We start from the raw sequence: 22,713 nt of genomic DNA, 5'->3' as shown, positions 1-22,713 counted from the left end.
TCCCTGAAATTTGTGCCGATTCTAAAGAGCCCCGGCGAAAGCGCAAATCACTGTCCGATCTTCGCCCACTTTGTCGTGGCACGCCTTGGCTGGGCGACAAATCAAACCATAGAATATGGAATCATATTCCAAAATATAACAAAACTGCCTGGAGGATACTGCTCATGCCCGTCGATACCCCGCTGGTCGAATGCGATGTACTGGTCATCGGCTCCGGCGCCGCCGGGCTGGCCGCCGCCGTGACCGCCGCCTGGCATGGCCAGAAGGTCATCGTGGTTGAGAAGGACCCGGTGTTCGGCGGCGCCACGGCCTGGTCCGGTGGCTGGATGTGGGTACCGTGCAACCCGCTGGCGCAGCGCGCCGGGATCATCGAGCAGCGCTCGCAGCCGCGCACTTACCTGGAGCATGAACTGGGCGAACGTTTCGATGGGCCGATGATCGATGCGTTTCTCGAAGCGGCGCCCAACATGGTGTCGTTCTTCGAGCGCCATACCGCCCTGCAATTTGCCGACGGCAATGGCATCGCCGACATTCACGGTAATACCCCTGGCGCCGGCACCGGCGGGCGTTCGGTAATTGCCGCCCCCTACGATGGCCGCCAGCTGGGCAAAAAGCTGCTCAAGCGCCTGCGCAAAACCATGCGCGAAACCTCGTTCATGGGCATGCCGATCATGGCCGGCAAAGACCTCGGCGCCTTCCTCAGCCTCACCCGTTCCTGGCGCTCGCTGCTGCATGTGAGCAAGCGTTTGAGCCGCCACCTGCTCGATCTGGCAACCCACGGCCGGGCCCTGCAACTGGTCAACGGCGTCGCCCTGGTCGCGCGGCTGGCCAAGTCGGCTGAAGACCTTGGCGTGTTGCTCTGGGAATCGGCAGCGGCTCGGCAGTTGCTCCGCGAGCATGGCCGGGTCAGCGGTGCGCTGATTGAAACCGCGCGCGGGCCGATCCAAATAAATGCGCGCAAGGCCGTGGTGCTGGCCGCCGGCGGCTTTGCCAACGACATCGAACGGCGCAAGGCGCTGTTCCCGCGTACACCCACCGGCCACGAACACCTGGCGCTGCCGCCGCTGGGCGCCAATGGTGACGGCCTGCGCCTGGGCGAAAGCGTTGGCGGCCAGGTGGCTGACGACCTGCACAGCCCGGTGGCCTGGGCGCCGGTATCGCGGGTGCCTTACAAGGACGGCAGCAGCGGGCATTTCCCGCACATCATCGAACGGGCCAAGCCCGGTATCATCGGCGTGCTCGCCGACGGCAAGCGCTTCGTCAACGAGGCCGACGGCTACTACGACTATGTCAGCGCCATGGTCGCCAAGGCGCCGGGGGACAAGGTCGAATCGTGGCTGATCTGCAGCCATGCCTTCCAGCGCCGTTATGGCCTGGGCATTTCACGGCCGTTTCCGTTGCCGCTGCAGCCGTTGATCAAATCCGGCTACCTGAAGACCGGCGACAGTATCGAAGCCCTGGCGCGGGCCTGCGGCATTGACCCTCAAGGCCTGGTGGCAACGGTCGCCGAGTACAACCGGCATGCCCGCAACGGCGAAGACCCGCACTTCGGCCGCGGCTCCACCCCTTACAACCGCAAGCAGGGCGATGCCTTGCACGGACCCAATCCGTGCGTGGCGCCGATCGAGAACGGGCCGTTCTATGCGGTAAAGGTCGAACCGGGCTGTTTCGGCACCTTCGCCGGGCTCAGGACCAACACCCATGCGCAGGTGCTGGATGAAAAGCGTGAGGTGATTGCCGGGTTGTATGCGGTGGGCACCGACATGGCCAGCATCATGGGCGGGCACTATCCGGCGGGCGGGATCAACCTGGGGCCGGCGGCGACGTTCGGCTATATCGCCGGGCGGCATATTGCCGGGGTGACGGAATACGAATGATCGCGGGGCAAGCCCGCTCCTACACAACACTGTAGGAGCGGGCTTGCCCCGCGATAGATATACCGCGATCAGAAATCGAAGAACACCGTCTCGCCTTCACCCTGAATGCGGATATCAAAGCGATACGCCAGCTTGCCATCTACCTCGCAACGGGTCGCCACCAGGGTCTCGCGCCGCTGCGGCTGCTCGATCAGGTTGAGCACCGGGCACTGGGCATTGGCCTGGGCTTCGTCATCGAAGTACAGGCGCGTCTGCAGGTGGATATTGATACCCCGGGCAAACAGGCTGACGTTGATGTGCGGCGCCATCGGCACGCCGGCGGCGTTCTTGGCCACGCCCGGCTTGATGGTGTGCAGGGTCCACTCACCGGCATCGAAGGTGGTGGCGGTACGGCCAAAGCTGTTGAAGGTTTTTTCCAGGTTGAAATCGCCCTGGTAATTGCCGTTGTGGTCGGCCTGCCAGAACTCCAGGAACGAGTCGCGCACCAGATGGCCGTTGCCGTCATAGACGTTGCCGAACACCAGGATGTGTTCGCCCGGCGCGTCGGCTTGCGCCATGCAGTTCCAGATTTCCTGGTCGCGGGTCGGGTTGCCGGCGGCCTCCAGGGCCAGGCCGATATGCACGTAGGGGCCGGCGGTCTGCGAAGGGGTTTCCGGCAGCAGTTCGATAGGCATGGGGCGCCTCCTCAGCAGTTTTCGAAGTGGGTCTTGCGCTGTCCGCGCAACACGATGTCAAAGCGATAGGCCAGGCAATCCATGGGGTTGGCATTGCTCATGTCCAGCCGGGCGATCAGGCTCTGCACCGCGTCAGGGTTGGCAATCGACTTGACGATCGGGCACATCGGGATCAACGGATCGCCTTCGAAATACAGCTGGGTGATCAGCCGCGTGGCAATCGACGGACCGCTGATCGACACATGGATATGCGCCGGGCGCCAGTCGTTGGGACCATTGCGCCATGGGTACGGGCCCGGCTTGATGGTGCGGAAGTTGTAAAAACCTTCACTGTCGGTCAGCGCACGGCCGACACCGCCGAAGTTGGGGTCCAGCGGCGCCAGGTAGCGGTCGTTCTTGTGCCGGTAGCGGCCACCGGCGTTGGCCTGCCAGATCTCTACCAGGGTGTGCGGGATTGGTTTGCCGTGCTGGTCGCAGACGCGCCCGGCAAGGACGATGCGCTCACCGATCGGCAGGCCGCCGTTATTGAAGTTGAGCAGCAGGTCATGATCGTTAGGGCCGAATTTCAGGTGGGAGAAATCCGGACCGGTGCTTTCGCTGATCGACTGCGGGATGCTCACCAGGGCCTGGCGCGGCGAGCGCGCGACGGAGGTCTTGTAATCTGGGGTCAAGGCTTTCGGGTGCCAGTTGCGATCACGGATAGCGAAGCGACTGTTGTCTTGTGCAGACATGCCGTTCTCCTGTCTTGGAATTATTGGAGGGCCTGGGCGTGGCAGGCGAGCTTGCAGTTTCCGGTATGCAGGGTCCGGCGAATACTGAAAAGAACAGCGCCATTCATAACCAAATGGTTATGTATAAATCAGGAATCTGACAGAGCCCCGCGCCGTGAACTAATCTTTGTCCTCATGTTTCCAAGCTCCGGAGAGCACTCATGCAATGGCGAAAAGGCAGGCGTAGCGACAATGTGGTCGATGCCCGTGGCGAGGGCGGTGGCGGCATGCGCTTCGGCGGTGGCAAGGGCCTGAGCATCGGCGCGATCCTGTTGATTGTCGGGATTGGCTGGATCACCGGCCAGGACCCGCTGCAGATCCTCGGCCAGCTGGCCGGGCAGATGGGCCAGCAACAGACCGCGCCAGTGACCACCGGCACCGGCAAGGCACCACCGGCCAATGACGAGCAGGCGGAATTCGTAAGGTCGGTGCTGGGCGACACCGAAGACACCTGGAAGGCCATCTTTGCCCAGGCCGGCCGCCAGTATAAAGACCCCAACCTGATCCTCTTCAGCGGCCAGATCAACTCAGCCTGCGGCTTTGCCTCTTCGGCAGTCGGGCCGTTCTACTGCCCGGCCGACCAGAAGGTCTACCTGGACATGAGCTTTTTCCGTGAAATGGAACAGCGCTTCTCGGCCGCCGGCGATTTTGCCCAGGCTTACGTGATCGCCCACGAAGTCGGCCACCATGTGCAAACCCTGCTGGGCGTTTCGGCCAAGATCCAGGCCGCACGCCAGCGCGGTGAGCGCATGGAAGGCGACAACGGTTTGCTGGTACGCCAGGAACTGCAGGCCGACTGCCTGGCCGGGGTCTGGGCCTACCAGGCGCAAAAACGCCTGAACTGGCTGGAACCGGGCGATATCGAAGAAGCCCTGAACGCCGCCAACGCCATCGGTGACGACCGCCTGCAGCAGCAGGGCCAGGGCCGCGTAGTACCGGACTCGTTCACCCACGGCACCTCGCAACAGCGCCAGCGCTGGTTCAAGACCGGCTTCGCCAAGGGCGATATCAACCAGTGCGACACCTTCGGCGCACGCTCGCTCTGAGCCATTTTGCGGCCGCCTGAAGCCTCGGGCTGGCCGCAGAAATCCCCTGTTACCTACCGCTGATCATTTTTGCTGAAAAAGCGTTTCAGCTCCGGCGCAAGCCGCCGATAAACCCTGCTCAGAACATCGGCTGGCCATCAATAACAACAACCTTCCACCGATTCGGATCAAGAAGCACAACGTTCCTGGAGGGATTGCATGAATAGCTGGTTTGCCAACATCAGCGTCAACCTGAAACTCGGCCTGGGCTTTGGCCTGGTGCTGTTGCTGACCGGCCTGCTGGCCCTGACCGGCTGGAATAGCCTGGGCAGCCTGATCGATCGCAGCAACTGGATGAGCGACATTACCCAGCTCAACAGTGACCTGACCAACCTGCGCATCACCCGCCTGCAGTACATGCTGACCAATGGCGACGACGCCGCGGCCGGCAACGTCCAGGTCAAGCTCAATGCCTTCAGCGAGCAGCAGCAAAAACTGCTCAAGAGCTTCAAGAGCCCGGAGAACATCAAGCTGCTCCAGGAGCTGGGCCAGACCATCAGCGAATACCAGGTGTCGATCAACAAGATGCGCGCCGGTTACAAGACCAGCCTGGCCGCACGCGACTCGATGAACCAGGCCGCAGCCCGCGCTATCGAACTGATCGAAGCGATCAACCGCGACGTGCTGGCCCTGCCCGAGGGTGACGCCAGCCGCCTGGAGCAGTTCCGCACCATCACCCAGGCCAAGGAGCAACTGCTGCTGGTTCGCCTGGCCGTGCGCAGCTACATCGCCGACATCAGCAGCGAGACCGAGCAACTGGCCCTGCGTCAGCTCGATACCGCCCTGGCCGAAATCGCCGGCCTGAACCGCCAGATGCCAGGCGAAGCGACGCGCATCAAGCAGTTTGAATCCGCAGTGATGGCCTACCGTGACGCTGTACGCCAGTTCCGCGACGCCACTGCCGATATCGCCGTAGCGCGTCAGGAAATGACCGTTCAAGGCGCCGATATCGTCAAGACCAGCGACGCCCTGTACCAGATCCAGCTGGACCGCCGCGACAGCGAGAGCACCCAGGCCCGCTCCCTGCAGCTGACGGCCACCTTGCTGGCACTGCTGGTCGGCATCCTGGCTGCGGTAATCATCACCCGTCAGATCACTCGCCCGTTGCGTGAAACCCTGGCCGTGGTCGAGAAGATCGCCGCCGGCGACCTGACCCATAACATGCGCGTCACCCGCCGTGACGAACTGGGCGTGTTGCAGCAAGGCATCCAGCGCATGGGCTCGACCCTGCGTGACCTGATCACCGGCATCCGCGACGGCGTCACGCAGATCGCCAGCGCTGCCGAAGAACTCTCGGCTGTTACCGAAGAGACCAGCGCCGGGGTCAACAGCCAGAAAGTTGAAACCGACCAGGTCGCCACCGCCATGCACGAAATGGCCGCCACCGTGCAGGAAGTTGCGCGCAATGCCGAGCATGCTTCCGAGGCTGCCACCGAAGCCGATGGTCAGGCCCGTGCCGGTGACCAGGTTGTCGCCGAAGCGATCAGCCAGATCGAACGCCTGGCCGAAGAGGTGCACCGCTCCACCGAGGCCATGGGCCTGCTGCAACAGGAAAGCCAGAAGATCGGCAGCGTCATGGACGTGATCAAGTCGGTGGCCGAGCAAACCAACCTGCTGGCCCTCAACGCGGCCATCGAAGCGGCCCGCGCCGGTGAAGCAGGGCGTGGTTTTGCCGTGGTCGCCGACGAAGTTCGCGGCCTGGCCCAGCGTACGCAGAAGTCCACCGAAGAAATCGAAGAGCTGGTCGCCGGCCTGCAGAGCGGTACCCAGCAGGTGGCCAATGTCATGCTTGGCAGCCGCAACCTGACCGACAGCAGCGTCGAGCTGACCCGCAAGGCCGGTGCTTCGCTGGAAAGCATCACGCGTACGGTGTCGAACATTCAGTCGATGAACCAGCAGATTGCGGCGGCGGCGGAGCAACAGAGCGCAGTGGCCGAACAGATCAGCCGCAGCATTCTCAATGTTCGCGATGTGTCCGAGCAGACCGCCGCGGCCAGTGACGAGACCGCGGCGTCGAGCGTTGAACTGGCGCGGCTGGGCAACCAGTTGCAGACCATGGTCAGCCACTTCCGCGTTTAAACGCATCGCGGGTCAAGCCCGCTCCTACAGGTTTGTAGGAGCGGGCTTGACCCGCGATCAACTCAACACCTATTTAACGATCTGCCCCACACCCCGCCCACGCGGATCGGAAGCGGTTTCCAGCGCCGTGCCATTAACCCGGATCGCCTGGATGTCGCCCATCTCCCAACCCTGATCTTCCAGGGTGTAGCCCATCTTCTTCAGCTCTTCAGCAACCTTGCCGTTAAGCGGTGCAAAAGCATCGAAATAAATCGTGTCCTTGGGCAGCAACTGGTGATGCACGCGCTGCGCAGCCACGGCTTTTTCCAGCGGCAGGTTGTAGTCATAGAGGTTGTTCAACACCTGGAAGATCGAGGTAAAAATCCGCGAACCACCGGGGGTACCCAGTACCAGGGTGACATTGCCATCGCGGGTCACCAGGCTCGGGCTCATCGACGACAGCATGCGCTTGCCCGGCTCGATCGCGTTGGCGTCGCCACCGACCACCCCAAAGGCGTTGGCCACGCCCGGCTTGGAGCTGAAGTCGTCCATTTCGTCGTTGAGCAAAAAGCCTGCGCCCTTGACCACCACACCGCTGCCATAGTCCCAGTTCAGGGTGTAGGTGTTGCTGACCGCATTACCGTCCTTGTCGACGATGGAGAAGTGCGTGGTCTGGTGCGGTTCAAGGCCCGGGCGGACTTTCTCGGTGTCCGAGATGGCCGTCGGGTTGACCTCCTGGGCGCGCTTGGCGATGTAGTCCTTGGCGATCAGTTGCTCGACCGGCACCTTGGAGAACGCCGGGTCACCGAGGTAGTCGGCGCGGTCGGCGAACACGCGTTTTTCGATCTCGGCCAGCAGGTGGATGTAGCGCGCCGAATTCAGCTCGACGCCCTTGAAGTCGGCGGCGCGCGCTTCCTTGATGCCCAGCAGCTGGGCCAGGGCGATGCCACCCGAACTTGGCAGCGGCGCGGTATAGACCGTGTTGCCACGCCAGTCGATCTTCATTGGCTCACGCCAGACGGCTTTGTAGTCCTTGAGGTCGTCCTTGCTGATCAGGCCCTTGTCGGCCTGCATCTGCGCCACCAGCAGGTCGGCGGTCTTGCCCTGGTAAAACTCGCTGACACCCTTGTCGGCAATGCGCTCCAGGGTTTGCGCCAGCTCCGGCTGCTTGAAAGTCTCGCCGACTTTCATGCTGCCGAAATAGTCGTTGAAGTTGGTGCTGTCCTTGAACAGGCCCAGGGCGTCTTCGCGGTACTGGTACTGTTTGGAGGCGACCTTGAAGCCGTTCTTGGCATAACCGACCGCTGGGGTCAGCAGTTCGGCCCACGGCAGCTTGCCGAATTTCTGATGCGCCTCCCACAGCCCCATCACCGTACCGGGCACGCCGGCAGCGCGGGAACCGACCAGGCTGAGGTTCTCGATGATCTCGCCCTTGTCGTCCAGGTACATGTTGCGGCTGGCGGCCTTCGGCGCGGTTTCGCGGTAGTCGAGGAAGTAGGCCTTGCCGTCAACATACAGGGTCATGAAACCACCACCACCGATGTTGCCCGCCTCGGGGTAGGTGACCGCCAGGGTGAAGGCGGTGGCCACGGCCGCATCCACCGCGTTGCCGCCTTTTTTCAGGATATCGGCGGCGACCTGTGCACCATATTGATCGGGTGCCGCAACTGCACCGCCCTCCAGGGTAACCGCGTAAGCCGCGTTACTGGCGAGGATCGCGGCGCCGAGGGCCAGGGATCGGAACATCACAACGCGCATGAGAGCTTCCTTAGTGTTGTTTTCGTTGAACAGCCATTAAGGCTGATGTCAGACAAGTTATCAAACACCGTAGGAGTTTTCGCCGCGCATAGGCAGAAGCTGTCGCAGATGGACGCTTCAGCAGGCGTAGATCGCCAGCTTGTTCTGAATGAAATCGAGAAAGCACTGGATGCGCAGCGCCAGCTGGGTGTTGCGGTAGTACACCGCATTGATCGGCTGGCGATAGCCGCTGTTGTGCTCGGCCAGGAGCACCTGCAGGCGCCCGCTGCGGATGTCTTCATGGGTCATGAAGTGCGACAGGCAGACGATGCCCTCACCGGCCAAGGCCAGTTCGCGCAGGGTTTCACCGCTGGAGGCCGACAGCGCCGGGCGGATCAGCAGGCGGTCGCCTTCGGCATGGCGCAGCGGCCAGTGGTTGAGGGTTTCGGTCTGGGTAAAGCCAAGCAGCGCGTGGCCTTGCAGGTCTTCAACCCGCTCGGGCGTGCCATGCCGGGCCAGGTACTCGGGGCTGGCCAGCAGGTTCAACGGGCTGCAACCGAGGGCGCGGGCATGCAGGCTGGAGTCGGCCAGCTCGCCGATGCGAATGGCGACGTCGGTGCTCTGCTCGATCAGGTCGATGATCAGGTCGCTGGTGTTGAGCTCCAGTTGGATCTGCGGGTACAGCGCGCGAAACTCACCGACCCAGGGCACGATGGCGTGGAGCATGAACGGCAGCGCGGCGTTGATGCGCAAGCGCCCGGACGGCGTCTGGTGGTGCACCGACAGGTGCTCTTCGAGCTCGTCCATCTGCTGCAGGATCGACTTGGCCCGCTCGAAGAAAAACCGCCCTTCTTCGGTCAGGTCCATGCGCCGGGTGGTGCGGTTGATCAGGGTGGTGCCGAGCTTGGTTTCCAGGCGCGACAGGGTCCGGCTGATCGCCGACGGCGTCTGCCCGCCCTGCTCGGCGGCCGCGGAAATCGAGCCGCACTCGATCACCGAGACGAACACCTGCAATTCATCGGACCTGGCTTTCACGGCTGTACCCCGGGGTTGGCAACAGCCGTGATAGATAGCCGCTTGGCGCGGCTTGCGCAAGGCTTCATCAGGCCTGGGTCTGGAAAACCTCGGCCAGGTGCTGCTCGTAGGCGGCCACAGCGGCCTCGACGTTGGGGCGCTTCATCACATCCACCGCAAGGTAAGTCGGCAGGCCGCTCATGCCGAGGAACTGGTTGGCCTTGTGGAACGGGAAGTACACCGCGTCCACGCCCTTGCCTTCGAAGAAGTCGGCCGGGTCGTCAAACGCCTGCTGCGGTGCGTTCCAGGTCAGCGACAGCATGTACTGTTTGCCCTGGATCAGGCCACCGCTGCCGTACTTTTGCGACGCATCGGAACGGGTACGGCCGTCGTTGGCGTAGAGGCTGCCATGGCCAGCAGTGAAGACTTCGTCCAGGTACTGCTTGACGGTCCAAGGGGCGCCCATCCACCAGCCGGGCATCTGATAGATGATGACGTCGGCCCAGAGAAATTTCTGCACTTCTTCGGCGTTGTCGTAGCCGCCATCGATGTAGGTGGTTTTCACATCGAACCCTGCGCGGTCCAGGAAGGCCAGCGCGGCTTCGTGCAGGGTTTCGTTCAGGCGGCCATCGGAGTGGGCGAACTTCTTGCCACCGTTGAGCAACAGGACTTTTTTCATGGGGTGCCTCATCTATGTTCGATCAGGGGCAAAGAAGCCTGTGACCGAGTGAATTTGATGGCGGCAGATTAGAGGCAGGCCTCGCGGGGAAACAGCCGTGCCGGGGCAAAATACATTTGCCTAAAAAGCACGAATCAAGCGCTTATTGTTGCCATAGAATCGTTTCACTTCTTCCATTCAGAGGCATCTCCATGAGCGAGCAGTACGGTTTCATCCTCAAAGCCAAGACCCGACCGCAAATGTCCGAAGCCTTCGAAACGCTGTTTCGCGCCTACGTCGAGCCCAGCCGCCAGGAGCCGGGCTGCATCGAATACCACATGCTGCGCGACCAGCAGGACCCAAGCCTGTTTGTGTTCTACGAGATCTGGGCCAGCAAGGCCGCACTGGATGTGCACTCGGCCCTGCCGCACATGGCGGCGTTCTTCGAAAAACGCATGGACTACCTGGAGCGCGACTTCGATATCCAGCTGATCGAGATGCTCAGCCCCTCCTCGGCTAGCCGTTGAGCAACAGGTGGGTGCCAAGCAGCGCCAGGCCGATAAAGAAGCAGCGCTTGAACAGCACCGCGCTGATGCGCTGACGCAGCCACTGGCCGCCGAGCATGCCCAGCAGCGCCGGCGCCAGCACCAGCAATGACGCGCCCAGGGCCTGGGCGCCGAGCGCATCCTGGCCGGCCAGGCCGATTGCCAGGGCCAGGGTCGAGACGCTGAATGACAGGCCCAGGGCCTGGACCATTTCCTCGCGACTCAGGCCCAGGCTTTGCAGATAAGGCACTGCGGGAATCACAAAGACTCCGGTGGCCGCCGTGATCACCCCGGTGATCAGCCCGCAAAACGGCCCGATCCAGGACTCATGCGCAGGCGCCAGGCTCATCCCGCGGCCGAGCAGGCCGTACAACGCATACACCAGCAACGCCCCTCCCAAGGCATGTGCCGCCCAGGCGCCACTGTTGATGCCCAGCCAGGCGCTACCGAGCAAGGTGCCGATAAAGATCAGCGCCAGCATCGGCCACAGCCGTTTCAGCAAGGCGCGCAGGTGCCCGCCAAAGGCCAGTTGCCAGAGGTTGGTCAGGGTCGAAGGCACAATCAGCAAGGCCGCTGCCTGCGCCGGAGACATAGCCATGCCGAGCAGGCCCATGGCGATGGTCGGCAGGCCAAGGCCGATCACACCCTTGACCGCACCGGCCAGCACGAAGGTGACAATGACCAGCAGCGACAGCGCTGGACCGATATCCTGATAGAAGCCAAAGAAGGTAGTCATGGCACTATCCTGCACCCTGCCACCCAGGCTGAAAATCTGCCATATACTCAGTCAGACTATTGCCCAGGAAGAGGCTGATGCATTTCGACCTGATTGACCTGCGCCTGTTCCAGCACACCCTGGAGTGCGGCAACATCACCGCCGGCGCCCAGCGCAGCCACCTGTCGCTGCCCGCCGCCAGCGCGCGCATCCGCGCCATGGAAAGTTCGCTGGGTACGCCGCTGCTTGAACGCAACCGTCGCGGGGTGCAGGCCACGCCTGCCGGGCAGGCGCTGCTGCAGCATGCGCGGCTGATCGCCCAGCAGGTCGAGCGCCTGCAGTTCGACCTCGGGCAATACGCCCAGGGCCTGCAGGGCCAGGTGCGGCTGTTGTGCAATACCGCAGCGCTGACCGAATACCTGCCGGAATTGCTCGCCGGGTTTCTCCGGCAATACCCGGCCATCGATATCGACATCCACGAACTGCCGAGCCTGCGCATCGTCCAGGCCATCACCCAGGGTGTGGCCGATATCGGCATCATCTCCAGCGCGGTGGCCAGCGAACACCTGCAAACCCTGGCGTTTCGCGACGACCCGCTGATGTTGATCATGCCGCCCGCCCACCCGCTGGCCGCCAACCCCAACCTGCGCTTTGCCGACACCCTCGGCCACGGCTACGTTGGCCGGCAAGCCGACAGCGCCCTGGCCCTGCACCTTGAAGAACAAGCCCTGCATCTGGGCCGGCGCCTGCAGGTGCGGGTGCGCGCTGAAGGGTTTGACGGGGTGATCCGCATGGTCGCCCACGGCGCTGGCCTGGGCATCGTGCCGATGGCCGCGGTGCAGCGCTGGCAGGGGCTATTGCCGTTGCACAGCCTGGCGCTGAACGAGCCCTGGGCAAAACGCCAGCTGCGCCTGTGCAGCCGGGATTTTGCCAGCCTGCCCGGGCATGCCCAGGCCTTGATCGACTGCCTGAGTGCCAGCGCTATTGCTCCGGCAGGGGCAATCCACCGACAATCGCCCCCGCGGACCTAGCTGTTGCTGCACTGATCGCCAACCGAGTCGTAAAAGGGAGTTTCACCGTGCCGTCGATCTACCAGCTCAAACCCCGCTTCCAGGCGCTGTTGCGCCCGACGGTCGAGCGCCTGTACCAACGCGGCGTCACTGCCAACCAGGTAACCCTGAGCGCCGCCGTGGTTTCCGTTCTGCTCGGCCTGTTGCTGGCCTGGCTGCCACACCTCACCTGGCTGTTCGCCCTGGTGCCGGTATGGATGCTGCTGCGCATGGCCCTCAATGCCATCGACGGCATGCTCGCCCGCGAGTTCGGCCAGCAATCGAAGCTCGGCGCCTACTACAACGAACTCTGCGACCTGGTCGCCGACAGCGCCCTGTACCTGCCCTTCGCGCTGCTGCCGGGGGTGTCGTCGGCGCTGGTGGTGATCGTCGTGCTGGCGGCGCTGATCAGCGAATACGCCGGGGTCATGGGCCCGTTGGTCGGCGCTGAACGCCGCTACGACGGCCCGATGGGCAAAAGCGACCGGGCCTTTGCCTTCGGCGTGCTCGGTGCCGGCGTTGCCAGCGGCCTGTTGCCGGCCAGCTGGCTCAAAGGCGTGCTGCTGGTGATCTTGCTGCTCTCGCTCTATACCCTCTACAACCGGGTCAGCCGCGGTCTGGCGCAAACCCGCTGAAGCACTTTGTGCCAGATAAGGATATTTGCCATGCGCAACGCGCAATCGCTGCACTTCACCACCCACGACGGCGTCGAACTGCATTACCGCCACTGGCCCGCCGAGGTCGCTGACGACCAGCCACGGCGTGCCGTGGTGTTGTTCCACCGCGGCCACGAACACGGCGGGCGCATGGCCCATCTGGCCGATGAGCTGCAACTGCCCGACCACGACTTCTTCGCCTGGGACGCCCGTGGCCACGGCCAGTCGCCTGGCGCCCGTGGCGACAGCCCAAGCTTTGCCTGCAGCGTGCGCGACGTGCAGACCTTCATCGAGCACATCGCCCGCGAGCACGGCATCGCCGAAGAGGACATGGCGGTGCTGGCGCAAAGCGTCGGCGCCGTACTGATCGCCACCTGGGCCCACGACTACGCGCCCAAGGTACGCTGCCTGGTACTGGCCTCGCCGGCCTTCAAGGTCAAGCTCTACGTGCCTTTCGCCCGCCCGGGGCTGAAGCTGATGCGCGCCTGGCGCGGCAACTTCTTCGTCAACAGCTACGTCAAGCCGCGCCTGCTCAGCCACGACCCCGAGCGCATCGCCTCGTACGAAAGCGACCCGCTGATCAGCCGGCCGATTTCGGTGACCATGCTGCTTGGCCTGTATGAAGCCGCCGACCGCGTGGTGGCCGATGCCCAGGCGATTCAGGTGCCGACCCAGCTGTTGATTTCCGGCGCCGATTTCGTGGTCAAGCGCAAACCCCAGGAGCAGTTCTTCGAACGCCTGGGCAGCGTGCACAAAGAGAAACACATCCTCCCCGGATTCTTCCACGACACCCTTGGCGAGCGTGACCGCAGCCATGCCCTGGCGCGGATCCGGCGGTTTATCGAGCACTGCTTCAGCCTGGCGCCGCAGCGCCCTTCGCTGCTCGCTGCCGACCAACTGGGCGCCAGCTGCGCCGAAGCCGAAAGCCTGGCCGCGCCGCTGCCGCGCAACTCGCCGGCCGATCTTTACTGGCGCGCCACCCGCGCCGGCCTGCGGCTGGGCAAGGGTTTGTCGGACGGGGTCAAGCTGGGCTTTGACACCGGCTTCGACTCGGGCAGCACGCTGGACTACATCTACCGCAACCAGCCCACCGGCAAGGGCGCGATCGGGCGCATGATCGACCAGAACTACCTCAACGCCATCGGCTGGCGCGGCATCCGCCAGCGCAAACTGCATGTCGAAGAGCTGCTGCGCCTGGCCATCGAACGCCTGCGCGAACAGGGCAAGCCGGTGGATATCGTCGATATCGCTGCCGGCCATGGCCGCTACATCCTCGAAGCATTGCAGGGCCTGGAACGCAAGCCGGAGTCGATCCTGCTGCGCGACTACAGCGAGCTCAATGTCCAGCAGGGCAGCGCGCTGATCGCCGAAAAGGGCCTGGCCGACATTGCCCGCTTTGTCCAGGGCGATGCCTTCGATGCCCAGAGCCTGGCCAGCCTCGATCCACGCCCGACCCTGGCGGTGGTTTCGGGCCTGTATGAGCTGTTCGCCAGCAACCAGATGGTTGGCGACTCCCTGAGCGGCCTGGCCCAGGCGGTGGAGCCCGGTGGTTACCTGGTGTACACCGGCCAGCCCTGGCACCCGCAGCTGGAGATGATCGCCCGCGCCCTGACCAGCCACCGCGCCGGCCAGGCCTGGGTGATGCGCCGGCGCAGCCAGGTGGAAATGGACCAACTGGTCGAGGCGGCCGGCTTTCGCAAGGTCTGCCAGCGTATTGATGAGTGGGGCATCTTCAGCGTCAGCCTGGCCCAGCGGGTCGTTTGATGAGCACGGCACGCGAGCCAGGCTTGATCAAGCGCGGGGTGCTCTGGCTGCTGTTGCTGGGGCCGTTGTTCTTTCTCAGCTACGGCCTGACCAACACCTACACCGCCGGGCGCAGCGACGTCGGCAGCCTGGTGTTCGCCTGGGAAGGCCATATCCCGCTGTGGCCCTGGACCATCATCCCCTACTGGTCGATCGACCTGCTTTACGGGCTGTCGTTCCTGTTGCCGCTAAGTCGCCTGGAGATGGACCGCCACGCCCTGCGCCTGCTCAGTGCGCAAGTCATCTGCATCCTCGGGTTTCTGCTCTGGCCGTTGCGTTTTACCGTTGAGCGGCCCGCGCTGGATGGCCTGTTCGGCTGGCTGTTCGATGTGCTGATGGGCTTTGACAAACCCTTCAACCAGGCGCCATCACTGCACATCGCCTTGCTGGTGATCATCTGGGCGATGTTTGCCCGGCATATCCACGCCAGGCTGCCGCGCTTGCTGGTGCATGGCTGGATGGCGTTGATCGGCGTGTCGGTGCTGACCACCTGGCAACACCACTTTATCGACCTGCCCAGCGGCGCGCTGGTGGGGGTGCTGTGTTGCTGGCTGTGGCCGGTTGCGGGTCAGCCGGTACTGCGCCCTATGCAACTTGCCCGTGGTCCGCAGCGCTGGCGCCTGGCCTTGCGTTACTTCGCCGGCGCCGCCCTGCTGGGTGGTCTGGCGTTGTACCTTGCAGGCGTTGCCCTGTGGTTGTTGTGGCCGGCGGTGGCGCTGCTGGTGGTGGCACTCAACTACGCGCAACTGGGCGCCGAAGGTTTTCAGAAAGGCGCCGACGGCCAGCTGTCGTACGCCACGCGCTGGCTGCTGGCGCCCTACCTGATCGGCGCCTGGCTCAATTCGCGCTGGTGGACCCGGCGCCATCCGCAAGCGGATGAAGTTTGCGACGGCGTGTACCTGGGGCGGATTCCGGGCAAGGGGCAAGCGGCGCAGTTCGCCGCCATCGTCGACCTGTGCGCCGAACTACCCGCCTCGGTTGCCCCGGGCCAGGCTTATCGTGCGCTGCCCAGCCTCGACCTGGTGGTGCCCACGGCCGAGCGCTGCCGGGAAGCGGCGGCGGCCATCGAACAGCTGCGTGCCCAGGGCCCGGTGCTGGTCTGTTGCGCGCTCGGTTATTCGCGAAGCGCCAGCGCCGTAGCCGCCTGGCTGGTGCTCAGCGGCCGTTGCACCAATGCCGGGCAAGCGCAACAGCGCATCAGCCAGGCTCGCCCTGGGGTGGTCCTGCACCCGCAGCACCTGCGGGTAATCGAACGCCTGCAAACGGAGCCTTGCCTGTGAGCGATGAAATCCACCTGGCCGTGGTTGCCAGCCTGCTCAAGCGCGGCCGCCAGGTCGAGCGCCTGGCCGACGGCATCAGCCTGCTGGCGGTGCTGCTTGGCCTGGCGGCGCTGCTGATCGGCTCGCCTGCCCCGGGATACTGCGCAGTACTGAGCGGCCTGTTGTTGCTGGCAGGCTTGCTGCAAAAGTTCTTTGCCATGCGCGTCGCGCTGGACGCCGACCTGTTTGCGCACCTGGCCACGCGCAGCGATCAGCTTGCGCAACACACCCAGGCGCTGGACCAGTCGTTGTTCAGCCTGGGCCTGAAAGCCAACCCGGCCGATAACCGCGACTGGCAGGCACGCGGCCTGGCGGCGCTGGGCCTGCTGCGCAAACAACTGCTGTGCTTTGCCGTACAGGCCGTGCTGGCGCTGGTCGGCATCCTACTGTTGCCCTTGCTTCATTTCGCCGGATAAGGACCTTGCCCATGCTTGCTGCCCTCACCGCCTTTGCCATCACCTCGGTCGCCCGCCTGATCACCGGCGCCCGCGCCTTGTGGCTGGGCTGCACGCCGCAACCGGTGCAACGGCTGTACTACGCCAACCACAGCAGCCACGGCGACTTCGTGCTGATCTGGGCCTCGCTGCCCCAGCCGCTGCGCCAGCACACGCGGCCGGTGGCCGGTGCCGATTACTGGCAAAAACCCGGTGTCCGCCAGTTTCTGATCAAGCGGGTGTTCAATGGCGTGCTGATCGATCGCCAGCACAACGACGCCCAAAGCAATCCCCTGCAACCTATCCAGGATGCGCTGGCCCAGGGCGATTCGCTGATCTTCTTCCCCGAAGGCACGCGCAACCTCAGCGACGAACCGTTGCTGGCGTTCAAGAGCGGCCTGTTCCACCTGGCCAGCGCCCACCCGCAGGTCGAGGTGATCCCGGTGTGGATCGCCAACCTCAACCGGGTCATGCCCAAGGGTCGCGCCCTGCCGCTGCCCTTGCTGTGCACCCTGAGCTTTGGTGAGCCGCTGCACCTGCAAGCGGACGAAAGCAAGCACGCGTTTCTCGACCGGGCCCGCCAGGCCCTGTTGGCCCTGGCCCCGAAGGAATCCTGAGATGGACAACAACACCCTTTCGCTGTTCGCCGGCATCGGCGGCCTGCTGCTGCTCGCCAGCCTGATCGGCCGCCTGCTCAAATGGCGCGCCGGCCCCGCCCCCCACGCGGTGATCGACAACCTCAACGCGCGGATCAACGCCTGGTGGGTGATGGTCCTGGTCATCGGCCTGGCGTTTCTGTTCGGCAAGCTGGGCGTGATCCTGCTGTTCTACTGTGTGTCGTTTTACGCCTTGCGTGAATTCCTCACCCTGACACCCACCCGGCGCAGCGACTACCCGGCACTGGTCGCGGCCTTTTACGTCGCCCTGCCGGTGCAGTACCTGTTGATCGCCATGGACTGGTACGGGCTGTTCAGCATTTTCATCCCGGTCTACCTGTTCCTGCTGCTGCCGATTCTCGCCAGCTTCGGCGGCGACACCACGCGCTTTCTCGAGCGTGCCTCGAAGGTGCAGTGGGGCTTGATGATCGCGGTCTACTGCCTGTCCTCGGTACCGGCCTTGATGACCCTGGACATCCCCGGATACGAAGGCCGCAACCTGCTGCTGATCGCCTGGCTGATCCTCGTGGTGCAGATCTCCGATGTGCTGCAGTACGTCTGCGGCAAGCTGTTCGGCAAACACAAGGTGGCGCCGAAGCTGTCGCCGTCAAAGACCGTCGAAGGCCTGGTTGGCGGCGTGGCCCTGGCCACCCTGATTGGCGCCACCCTGTGCTGGATCACGCCGTTCAGCTTCTGGCAGGCGGCGCTGATGGCCCTGACCGTCAACCTCATGGGCTTTGCCGGCGGCCTGGTGATGTCGGCGATCAAGCGCGATCGCGGCGTCAAGGACTGGGGCCACATGATCGAAGGCCACGGCGGTATGCTCGACCGCATGGACTCGGTATGCTTCGCCGCGCCGGTGTTCTTCCACTTCGTGCGTTACTGGTGGGCGTAAGCGTTATACCAACAGATCGTAGGACAGCTTGCCGATCAGTATGAGCAGCAACACCAGGAACAGCGCGCGCACGAAGGGTACGCCCTTGCGCACTGCCAGCCAGGTGCCAGTCAGCGCGCCAAGGATGTTGAAGGCGGCCATGGGAATGGCGATCAGGTAGAGCACGTTGCCGGTGGGAATGAAGAACATCAATGCGGCGACGTTGGTGGCGATGTTCACCAGTTTCGCCGACGCCGAGGCATGCAGGAAGTCGAAGGCGAAGCAGCGAATGAACAGGAAGATCAGAAAGCTGCCGGTGCCCGGTCCGAACAGGCCATCGTAAAAACCGATGGCGCCGCCGATGACGATCGCCAGCAATTTTTCGCGGGTGCCGATGCGCATCGGTTTGTGCAGGGCACCGAAGTCCTTTTTCCAGAAGGTGTAGATCGCCATCAGCACGATCAGCACCAGCACCGCGGGGCGCATCAGCCCTTGCGGCACCAGCGATACCGTGGCGGCGCCGACGAAGGCCATGGCAAAGGCCGCACAGGCCGCCGGAACCACCAGCCCCCAGTCGATCACCACCTTGCGCACGAACGAGCGGGCGGCAAACGCCGTGCCGCAGGCCGAGGCAACCTTGTTGGTGCCCAGCAAGGCAGCCGGGGGCGATGCTGGCAGCACGTTGAACAGCGCCGGAATCTGGATCAACCCGCCACCACCGACTGCCGCATCGATCAGCCCGGCGGCAAAGGCAAACACGCAAAGCACAACGATATCGACCATGGGTTTCAGGCTCTGGCAGTCAAAGAAGGGCGCGCCAAGGTTAACCAACGGCCGGGTTTTGTGTTGCAATGCCATATTGCAAAAACTGCAACGAGGTAGTGCATGGCCCTGGATATGCTCGCGGAGCTGGAAGCCTTCGCAATGGTTGCCCGCAAGCGCAGCTTCGTCGCTGCGGCACGCGCTCTGGGGCGCTCGCCCAGTGCTGTAACCCGCGCTGTGCAGGCCCTTGAGGAAAACGCCGGGGCCAAGCTGTTCAACCGCTCGGCCAATGCCGTGAGCCTTACCGAGGCCGGCGAGCGCCTGCTGCCCTATGCCGACAAAATGCTTGATCTGCAACGTGAGGCCGATGAGGAGCTGGCCGGGCTCAGCGGCCTGGCCTCCGGCTGGGTGCGGTTCTGCGCCCCCGAATCACTGGCGCCGGTATTGCCTGGCCTGATTGCGCGATATGGCGAACGCTACCCGCAGGTGAACGTCGATGTGATCTTCAGCGACGAGCCGATCGACCCGGCCAAGAGCAAACTGGACTTCGCCATTCGTGGCGCCTTTGCCCAGGACAGCGAACTGATCGGTTATCCGCTGTGGCGCTACTCGCGCTCCTTGTATGCCAGCCCTGCCTACCTGCAAAAACACGGCATGCCCGCCTCAATCGAGGCGCTGGAAGCACACGCGCTGATCCTGCATACCGCGCCGCGGATCCTCAAGGAATGGCAGTTTCGCAGCGCCGACCAGGCCGTCAGCCTGCGGGTGCATCCAAAGTTTCGCTTCAGCTCCGGGATCGCTGTATTCCAGGCCGCCCTGGCCGGCGTCGGCATCGCCCGCCTGGCCGACTGGCTGGCCGAACCCGAGGTGCAGGCCGGGCGCTTGCAGCGGGTTTGTGCCGAGTACCGGCTGACCGCCAGCAACGGCGACAGCCCACAAATGCATGCGGTGTACCCGGCCGGCAGCTTGCCGCAGCGAGTCAAGGCGCTGCTGGAAGTGATCCGCGGCTTTGGTGACAGCCTCGAGCGCTAATCGAAGGTTTGCGCTCCCAGACAGCCAAAGGTCGAGACCAGACATCTGCCCGGCGCCGATCGCGCCTATGGTGATGGACCTTTGAGTCATCCTCTGGAGCCTGGAATGTCCGATTTCATCACCGTGCTGCGCGAGACCTGCCCTACCCCCGTGCTGGATGCGACCAAGTGGCAACGCATCGGCGGCGACCCGCACACCGTCAACCTCAACGCCTATGTGTCGGCCGATGGCAGCAAGATCATGGGCACCTGGATCTGTACGCCGGGCAAGTTCCAGGTCCATTACGAGAAGTGGGAGTATTGCCACTTCCTCGACGGCTACTGCGTGATCACCCCGGAAGGTGAGCAGCCGGTACATTTGAAGGCCGGTGACGTGTTCGTCATCGAACCTGGGATGAAAGGCACCTGGGAGGTGGTGGAGACGGTGCGCAAGTACTTCGTTTTTGCCTGACAGTTGGGGCTGCCCAGGCAGCCCATCGCTGGCAAGGCCAGCCCCCACAGAATGATGTGTGCGCAGTACCTGTGGGAGCCAGCCTTGCTGGCGATGCTCTTTTACTCGGGCTTGCGATAACCTTCGACAATCGCCGAGAAATCCTTGCCACCCTCGCCGCGCAGGCTCATGGCCTGGTACAGCTGCTGGGCCACCGCGCCGAGAATCACCGGCTGGTGCGCCTGACGCGCGGCTTCTGTCGCCAGGCCCAGGTCCTTGAGCATCAGCTCGGCACCAAAGCCACCGGTATAGCCGCGCGATGCCGGGGCCGTGTCGATGATGCCCGGCCACGGGTTGTAAGTGTCCGAACTCCAGCAACGGCCGGTCGAGCTGTTGATGATCCCGGCCAGGACTTTGGTGTCGATCCCCAACGCGTTGCCCAACGCCATGGCTTCGGACACGCCGATCATCGAGATACCCAGTAGCAGGTTGTTGCAGATCTTGGCGATCTGCCCGGTGCCGACTTCGCCGCAGTGGACGATGTTGCGGCCCATCTGCGCCAGCACCGGCTGCAAGGTGGCGAACAGCGTGTCGCTGGCGCCGACCATGAAGGTCAGGGTGCCGGCTGCGGCACCGCCGGTACCACCGGACACCGGCGCATCGGCAAGGTCAACGCCCTGTTTGGCCGCTGCGGCCGCTACGTCACGGGCGGTCTGCGGGTCGATGGTGCTGCAGTCGACCACCGGGGTCCCGGCCTTTACCCCGGCCAGCACGCCATCTTCGTTGAGGTACACGCCGCGCACATGGGCGGCGGCCGGCAGCATGGTGATCACCAGTTCGCTCTGCTGCGCGGCATCGCGCGGCGAGTTGCTGATCTGCCCGCCGAGCTCGGCAAGCTCTGCCAGCACGGTCTTGTTCAGGTCGAACAGGTTCAGCTGATGCCCGGCCTTGATCAGGTTGCGGGCCATGGGCGCGCCCATGTTGCCAAGGCCGATGAATGCAATACGCATGATGAGCTCCTTAGCGCAGGCTGATGGTGGTGTTCACGCCATCGTTGACGCTGTCATCATCAAACCAGCGGCTGGTGACGGTCTTGGTCTGAGTGTAGAACTGCACCACTTGTTTGCCGTACGGGCCCAGATCGCCGAGCTTGGAGCCGCGCGAGCCGGTGAAGCTGAAGAACGGTACCGGCACCGGGATCGGGATGTTGATGCCGACCTGGCCGACGTCGATCTCGTTCTGGAACTTGCGCGCCGCCGCGCCGCTCTGGGTGAACAGGCCAGTGCCGTTACCGAAGGGGTTGCGGTTGACCAGGGCGATGGCTTCGTCGAGGGTGTCGACTTCCAGCACCACCAGCACCGGGCCGAAGATTTCCTGGGTGTAGATCTGCATGTCGGTGGTCACCCCGGAGAACAGGGTCGGGCCGACGAAGTTGCCCTGCTCGTAGCCCGGCACGCTGACCTCGCGGCCGTCGAGCTCGAGCGTGGCGCCTTCCTTGATACCGCTTTCGATCAGGCCCAGCACCCGCTCCTTGGCGCGCTTGGAAATCAGCGGGCCGACATCGGTGCCCGGCTCGCTGCCAGCGTTGACCTTGAGTTTGCAAGCCAGCTCCTTGAGCTCCGGCAGCCACTCGCGGGCCTTGCCCACCAGCACCGCCACCGAGGTGGCCATGCAGCGCTGGCCAGCCGCGCCGAAACCGGCACCAACCAGGGCATTGAGGGTTTGCGTGCGATTGGCGTCCGGCAGCACCACGGCGTGGTTCTTGGCGCCCATCATCGATTGCACGCGCTTGCCGTGCTGCCCCGCCAGGTTATAGACGTGGGTGCCAACCTCGGTGGAGCCAACGAAAGAGATCGCCTTGATATCGGTATGGGTGCACAGCGCATCGACCACCTGCTTGCCACCATGGACGACGTTGAGCACGCCGGCCGGCACACCGGCTTCGACCGCCAGCTCCACCAGCAGCATGGTCGACAGCGGGTCCTGTTCGGACGGTTTGAGCACGAAGGTGTTGCCGCAGACGATGGCCATCGGGAACATCCACAGCGGGATCATCGCCGGGAAGTTGAACGGGGTGATACCGGCGCAGACGCCGATCGGCTGGCGCAGGGTGTAGGTGTCGACGCCACCGGCAACGTTTTCGGCGAACTCGCCCATCTGCAAGGTGCCGATGCTGCAGGCATGCTCGACCACTTCCAGGCCGCGGAAGATATCGCCTTCGGCGTCGGCAATGGTCTTACCCTGTTCAGCGCTGAGGACTACGGCGATGCGCTTGGAGTGTTCGCGGATCAGCGCCTGCAGCTTGAGCATGATGCGCATGCGCGCGCCGATCGGGGTGTCGCGCCAGGTCTTGAACGCACGCTGGCCGGCGGCGATGGCGGCGTCGACTTCTTCGGCGGTGGCGAAGGGGACGCGGGCCAGCACTTGCTGGGTGGCCGGGTTGACCACGTCGCGCCATTCGCTGGTTTTCGATTCGACCCATTGGCCGTCGATCAGCAGCTTGACCTGCTCGACCTTGGTCTGGCCGGGAGTAAGGGATGCGTTCATGTGCGTTCTCCTGAAATTG

22 protein-coding genes and 1 pseudogene are annotated in these 22,713 nt (G+C 63.9%); 14 read left to right on the top strand and 9 right to left on the bottom strand.

Going from position 1 to position 22,713, the window contains the following annotated elements; all coding sequences use genetic code 11:
• The first annotated feature begins 164 nt into the window (after nucleotides 1-164).
• Nucleotides 165-1,877: an FAD-dependent oxidoreductase gene (locus LOY54_RS03350; protein WP_258609264.1), complete on the top strand. Its 1,713-nt coding sequence runs from the start codon at nucleotides 165-167 to the stop codon at nucleotides 1,875-1,877.
• A 68-nt stretch (nucleotides 1,878-1,945) separates the two neighbouring features.
• Here LOY54_RS03350 and pcaG read toward each other — a convergent pair whose 3' ends face one another.
• Nucleotides 1,946-2,551 carry a protocatechuate 3,4-dioxygenase subunit alpha gene (pcaG, locus tag LOY54_RS03345; protein WP_258609262.1) on the bottom strand — a complete coding sequence of 202 codons (606 nt, stop codon included), beginning with the start codon at nucleotides 2,549-2,551 and terminating at the stop codon, nucleotides 1,946-1,948.
• An 11-nt stretch (nucleotides 2,552-2,562) separates the two neighbouring features.
• Nucleotides 2,563-3,282 carry a protocatechuate 3,4-dioxygenase subunit beta gene (gene pcaH, locus LOY54_RS03340; protein WP_258609260.1) on the bottom strand — a complete coding sequence of 240 codons (720 nt, stop codon included), beginning with the start codon at nucleotides 3,280-3,282 and terminating at the stop codon, nucleotides 2,563-2,565.
• A 200-nt stretch (nucleotides 3,283-3,482) separates the two neighbouring features.
• Here pcaH and LOY54_RS03335 point away from each other — a divergent pair, with 200 nt between their 5' ends.
• From LOY54_RS03335 to LOY54_RS27530, 3 genes and pseudogenes are all read left to right on the top strand, one after another.
• Nucleotides 3,483-4,367: a neutral zinc metallopeptidase gene (locus LOY54_RS03335; protein ID WP_045195853.1), complete on the top strand. Its 885-nt coding sequence runs from the start codon at nucleotides 3,483-3,485 to the stop codon at nucleotides 4,365-4,367.
• A 198-nt stretch (nucleotides 4,368-4,565) separates the two neighbouring features.
• Nucleotides 4,566-5,630 (top strand): annotated as a pseudogene (locus LOY54_RS27535) (methyl-accepting chemotaxis protein); the annotation flags it as partial.
• Nucleotides 5,622-6,485: a methyl-accepting chemotaxis protein gene (locus LOY54_RS27530; protein WP_371128692.1), complete on the top strand. Its 864-nt coding sequence runs from the start codon at nucleotides 5,622-5,624 to the stop codon at nucleotides 6,483-6,485. The pseudogene LOY54_RS27535 and the gene LOY54_RS27530, both read left to right, overlap by 9 nt.
• A 69-nt stretch (nucleotides 6,486-6,554) precedes the next feature.
• On the opposite strand, the gene ggt is transcribed toward LOY54_RS27530, so the two are convergent.
• The 3 genes from ggt to LOY54_RS03315 all read right to left on the bottom strand — a co-directional run bounded on the left by ggt (nucleotide 6,555) and on the right by LOY54_RS03315 (nucleotide 9,894).
• Nucleotides 6,555-8,222 carry a gamma-glutamyltransferase gene (gene ggt, locus LOY54_RS03325; protein ID WP_093387817.1) on the bottom strand — a complete coding sequence of 556 codons (1,668 nt, stop codon included), beginning with the start codon at nucleotides 8,220-8,222 and terminating at the stop codon, nucleotides 6,555-6,557.
• Between the two features lie 117 nt (nucleotides 8,223-8,339).
• Nucleotides 8,340-9,236: a LysR family transcriptional regulator gene (locus LOY54_RS03320; protein ID WP_045195847.1), complete on the bottom strand. Its 897-nt coding sequence runs from the start codon at nucleotides 9,234-9,236 to the stop codon at nucleotides 8,340-8,342.
• Nucleotides 9,237-9,303: 67 nt separating this feature from the next.
• Nucleotides 9,304-9,894 (bottom strand): NAD(P)H-dependent oxidoreductase, encoded by a 591-nt coding sequence (locus tag LOY54_RS03315; protein ID WP_045195845.1) that lies wholly within the window; start codon nucleotides 9,892-9,894, stop codon nucleotides 9,304-9,306.
• Nucleotides 9,895-10,085: 191 nt separating this feature from the next.
• Between LOY54_RS03315 and LOY54_RS03310 the strand changes: the two genes are divergently transcribed.
• Nucleotides 10,086-10,400 carry a putative quinol monooxygenase gene (locus LOY54_RS03310; RefSeq protein WP_093387814.1) on the top strand — a complete coding sequence of 105 codons (315 nt, stop codon included), beginning with the start codon at nucleotides 10,086-10,088 and terminating at the stop codon, nucleotides 10,398-10,400.
• Here LOY54_RS03310 and LOY54_RS03305 read toward each other — a convergent pair.
• A complete protein-coding gene (locus tag LOY54_RS03305; protein WP_258609257.1) occupies nucleotides 10,390-11,154 on the bottom strand; it encodes a sulfite exporter TauE/SafE family protein in 765 nt (254 codons plus the stop codon). The genes LOY54_RS03310 and LOY54_RS03305 overlap by 11 nt on opposite strands.
• A 77-nt stretch (nucleotides 11,155-11,231) precedes the next feature.
• On the opposite strand from LOY54_RS03305, the gene LOY54_RS03300 reads away from it, so the two are divergent.
• Genes LOY54_RS03300 through LOY54_RS03270 form a run of 7 tightly spaced genes read left to right on the top strand, consistent with a single transcriptional unit; the run spans nucleotide 11,232 to nucleotide 17,945 of the window.
• Entirely contained in the window at nucleotides 11,232-12,164 is a 933-nt protein-coding gene (locus tag LOY54_RS03300) for a LysR substrate-binding domain-containing protein (RefSeq protein ID WP_258609255.1), read from the top strand.
• Nucleotides 12,165-12,211: 47 nt separating this feature from the next.
• Nucleotides 12,212-12,817 carry a CDP-alcohol phosphatidyltransferase family protein gene (locus LOY54_RS03295; protein WP_258609253.1) on the top strand — a complete coding sequence of 202 codons (606 nt, stop codon included), beginning with the start codon at nucleotides 12,212-12,214 and terminating at the stop codon, nucleotides 12,815-12,817.
• 30 nt (nucleotides 12,818-12,847) lie between these two features.
• Complete coding sequence (locus LOY54_RS03290; RefSeq protein WP_045195835.1) at nucleotides 12,848-14,602, top strand: bifunctional alpha/beta hydrolase/class I SAM-dependent methyltransferase; 1,755 nt, start codon at nucleotides 12,848-12,850, stop codon at nucleotides 14,600-14,602.
• On the top strand, nucleotides 14,602-15,921 hold the full coding sequence (locus tag LOY54_RS03285; RefSeq protein WP_258609251.1) for a phosphatase PAP2/dual specificity phosphatase family protein: 1,320 nt from the start codon (nucleotides 14,602-14,604) through the stop codon (nucleotides 15,919-15,921). Before LOY54_RS03290 ends, LOY54_RS03285 begins: the two co-directional genes overlap by 1 nt.
• The gene (locus tag LOY54_RS03280) at nucleotides 15,918-16,376 is read left to right on the top strand and encodes a hypothetical protein (protein ID WP_258609249.1); all 459 of its coding nucleotides are present in this window, start codon (nucleotides 15,918-15,920) and stop codon (nucleotides 16,374-16,376) included. The genes LOY54_RS03285 and LOY54_RS03280 overlap by 4 nt, the downstream gene beginning before the upstream one ends.
• A gap of 11 nt (nucleotides 16,377-16,387) precedes the next feature.
• Nucleotides 16,388-17,011, top strand: a complete 624-nt coding sequence (locus LOY54_RS03275; protein ID WP_045195830.1) for a 1-acyl-sn-glycerol-3-phosphate acyltransferase — start codon at nucleotides 16,388-16,390, stop codon at nucleotides 17,009-17,011.
• Between the two features lies 1 nt (nucleotide 17,012).
• Nucleotides 17,013-17,945, top strand: coding sequence for a phosphatidate cytidylyltransferase (locus tag LOY54_RS03270; RefSeq protein WP_045195828.1), 933 nt, complete (start codon nucleotides 17,013-17,015; stop codon nucleotides 17,943-17,945).
• Between the two features lie 3 nt (nucleotides 17,946-17,948).
• On the opposite strand, the gene LOY54_RS03265 is transcribed toward LOY54_RS03270, so the two are convergent.
• A complete protein-coding gene (locus LOY54_RS03265) occupies nucleotides 17,949-18,707 on the bottom strand; it encodes a TSUP family transporter (RefSeq protein ID WP_045196566.1) in 759 nt (252 codons plus the stop codon).
• Between the two features lie 102 nt (nucleotides 18,708-18,809).
• Between LOY54_RS03265 and LOY54_RS03260 the strand changes: the two genes are divergently transcribed.
• Both LOY54_RS03260 and LOY54_RS03255 read left to right on the top strand, forming a co-directional pair.
• Nucleotides 18,810-19,718: a LysR family transcriptional regulator gene (locus tag LOY54_RS03260; protein WP_258596320.1), complete on the top strand. Its 909-nt coding sequence runs from the start codon at nucleotides 18,810-18,812 to the stop codon at nucleotides 19,716-19,718.
• A 105-nt stretch (nucleotides 19,719-19,823) separates the two neighbouring features.
• Nucleotides 19,824-20,168: a cupin domain-containing protein gene (locus tag LOY54_RS03255; RefSeq protein ID WP_045195824.1), complete on the top strand. Its 345-nt coding sequence runs from the start codon at nucleotides 19,824-19,826 to the stop codon at nucleotides 20,166-20,168.
• A gap of 101 nt (nucleotides 20,169-20,269) precedes the next feature.
• Here the strand turns inward: LOY54_RS03255 and mmsB are convergent, their stop codons facing one another.
• The gene (mmsB, locus tag LOY54_RS03250; RefSeq protein WP_258609246.1) at nucleotides 20,270-21,157 is read right to left on the bottom strand and encodes a 3-hydroxyisobutyrate dehydrogenase; all 888 of its coding nucleotides are present in this window, start codon (nucleotides 21,155-21,157) and stop codon (nucleotides 20,270-20,272) included.
• Nucleotides 21,158-21,167: 10 nt separating this feature from the next.
• Nucleotides 21,168-22,694, bottom strand: coding sequence for a CoA-acylating methylmalonate-semialdehyde dehydrogenase (locus LOY54_RS03245; protein WP_093387789.1), 1,527 nt, complete (start codon nucleotides 22,692-22,694; stop codon nucleotides 21,168-21,170).
• Nucleotides 22,695-22,713 lie beyond the last annotated feature (19 nt).

The sequence above is a fragment of the Pseudomonas sp. B21-032 genome (assembly GCF_024748965.1).
In the GTDB taxonomy this organism is placed as follows: domain Bacteria; phylum Pseudomonadota; class Gammaproteobacteria; order Pseudomonadales; family Pseudomonadaceae; genus Aquipseudomonas.
This window is presented reverse-complemented; position numbering and strand designations above follow the sequence as displayed.

Bases quoted from the DNA above. Each gene is read 5' to 3' on its own strand.
- LOY54_RS03350 (WP_258609264.1), top strand. From the start codon at position 165: ATGCCCGTCGATACCCCGCTGGTCGAATGCGATGTACTGGTCATCGGC.
- pcaG (WP_258609262.1), bottom strand. From the start codon at position 2,551: ATGCCTATCGAACTGCTGCCGGAAACCCCTTCGCAGACCGCCGGCCCC.
- pcaH (WP_258609260.1), bottom strand. From the start codon at position 3,282: ATGTCTGCACAAGACAACAGTCGCTTCGCTATCCGTGATCGCAACTGG.
- LOY54_RS03335 (WP_045195853.1), top strand. From the start codon at position 3,483: ATGCAATGGCGAAAAGGCAGGCGTAGCGACAATGTGGTCGATGCCCGT.
- LOY54_RS27530 (WP_371128692.1), top strand. From the start codon at position 5,622: ATGGGCTCGACCCTGCGTGACCTGATCACCGGCATCCGCGACGGCGTC.
- ggt (WP_093387817.1), bottom strand. From the start codon at position 8,222: ATGCGCGTTGTGATGTTCCGATCCCTGGCCCTCGGCGCCGCGATCCTC.
- LOY54_RS03315 (WP_045195845.1), bottom strand. From the start codon at position 9,894: ATGAAAAAAGTCCTGTTGCTCAACGGTGGCAAGAAGTTCGCCCACTCC.
- LOY54_RS03310 (WP_093387814.1), top strand. From the start codon at position 10,086: ATGAGCGAGCAGTACGGTTTCATCCTCAAAGCCAAGACCCGACCGCAA.
- LOY54_RS03305 (WP_258609257.1), bottom strand. From the start codon at position 11,154: ATGACTACCTTCTTTGGCTTCTATCAGGATATCGGTCCAGCGCTGTCG.
- LOY54_RS03300 (WP_258609255.1), top strand. From the start codon at position 11,232: ATGCATTTCGACCTGATTGACCTGCGCCTGTTCCAGCACACCCTGGAG.
- LOY54_RS03290 (WP_045195835.1), top strand. From the start codon at position 12,848: ATGCGCAACGCGCAATCGCTGCACTTCACCACCCACGACGGCGTCGAA.
- LOY54_RS03285 (WP_258609251.1), top strand. From the start codon at position 14,602: ATGAGCACGGCACGCGAGCCAGGCTTGATCAAGCGCGGGGTGCTCTGG.
- LOY54_RS03275 (WP_045195830.1), top strand. From the start codon at position 16,388: ATGCTTGCTGCCCTCACCGCCTTTGCCATCACCTCGGTCGCCCGCCTG.
- LOY54_RS03270 (WP_045195828.1), top strand. From the start codon at position 17,013: ATGGACAACAACACCCTTTCGCTGTTCGCCGGCATCGGCGGCCTGCTG.
- LOY54_RS03265 (WP_045196566.1), bottom strand. From the start codon at position 18,707: ATGGTCGATATCGTTGTGCTTTGCGTGTTTGCCTTTGCCGCCGGGCTG.
- LOY54_RS03260 (WP_258596320.1), top strand. From the start codon at position 18,810: ATGGCCCTGGATATGCTCGCGGAGCTGGAAGCCTTCGCAATGGTTGCC.
- LOY54_RS03255 (WP_045195824.1), top strand. From the start codon at position 19,824: ATGTCCGATTTCATCACCGTGCTGCGCGAGACCTGCCCTACCCCCGTG.
- mmsB (WP_258609246.1), bottom strand. From the start codon at position 21,157: ATGCGTATTGCATTCATCGGCCTTGGCAACATGGGCGCGCCCATGGCC.
- LOY54_RS03245 (WP_093387789.1), bottom strand. From the start codon at position 22,694: ATGAACGCATCCCTTACTCCCGGCCAGACCAAGGTCGAGCAGGTCAAG.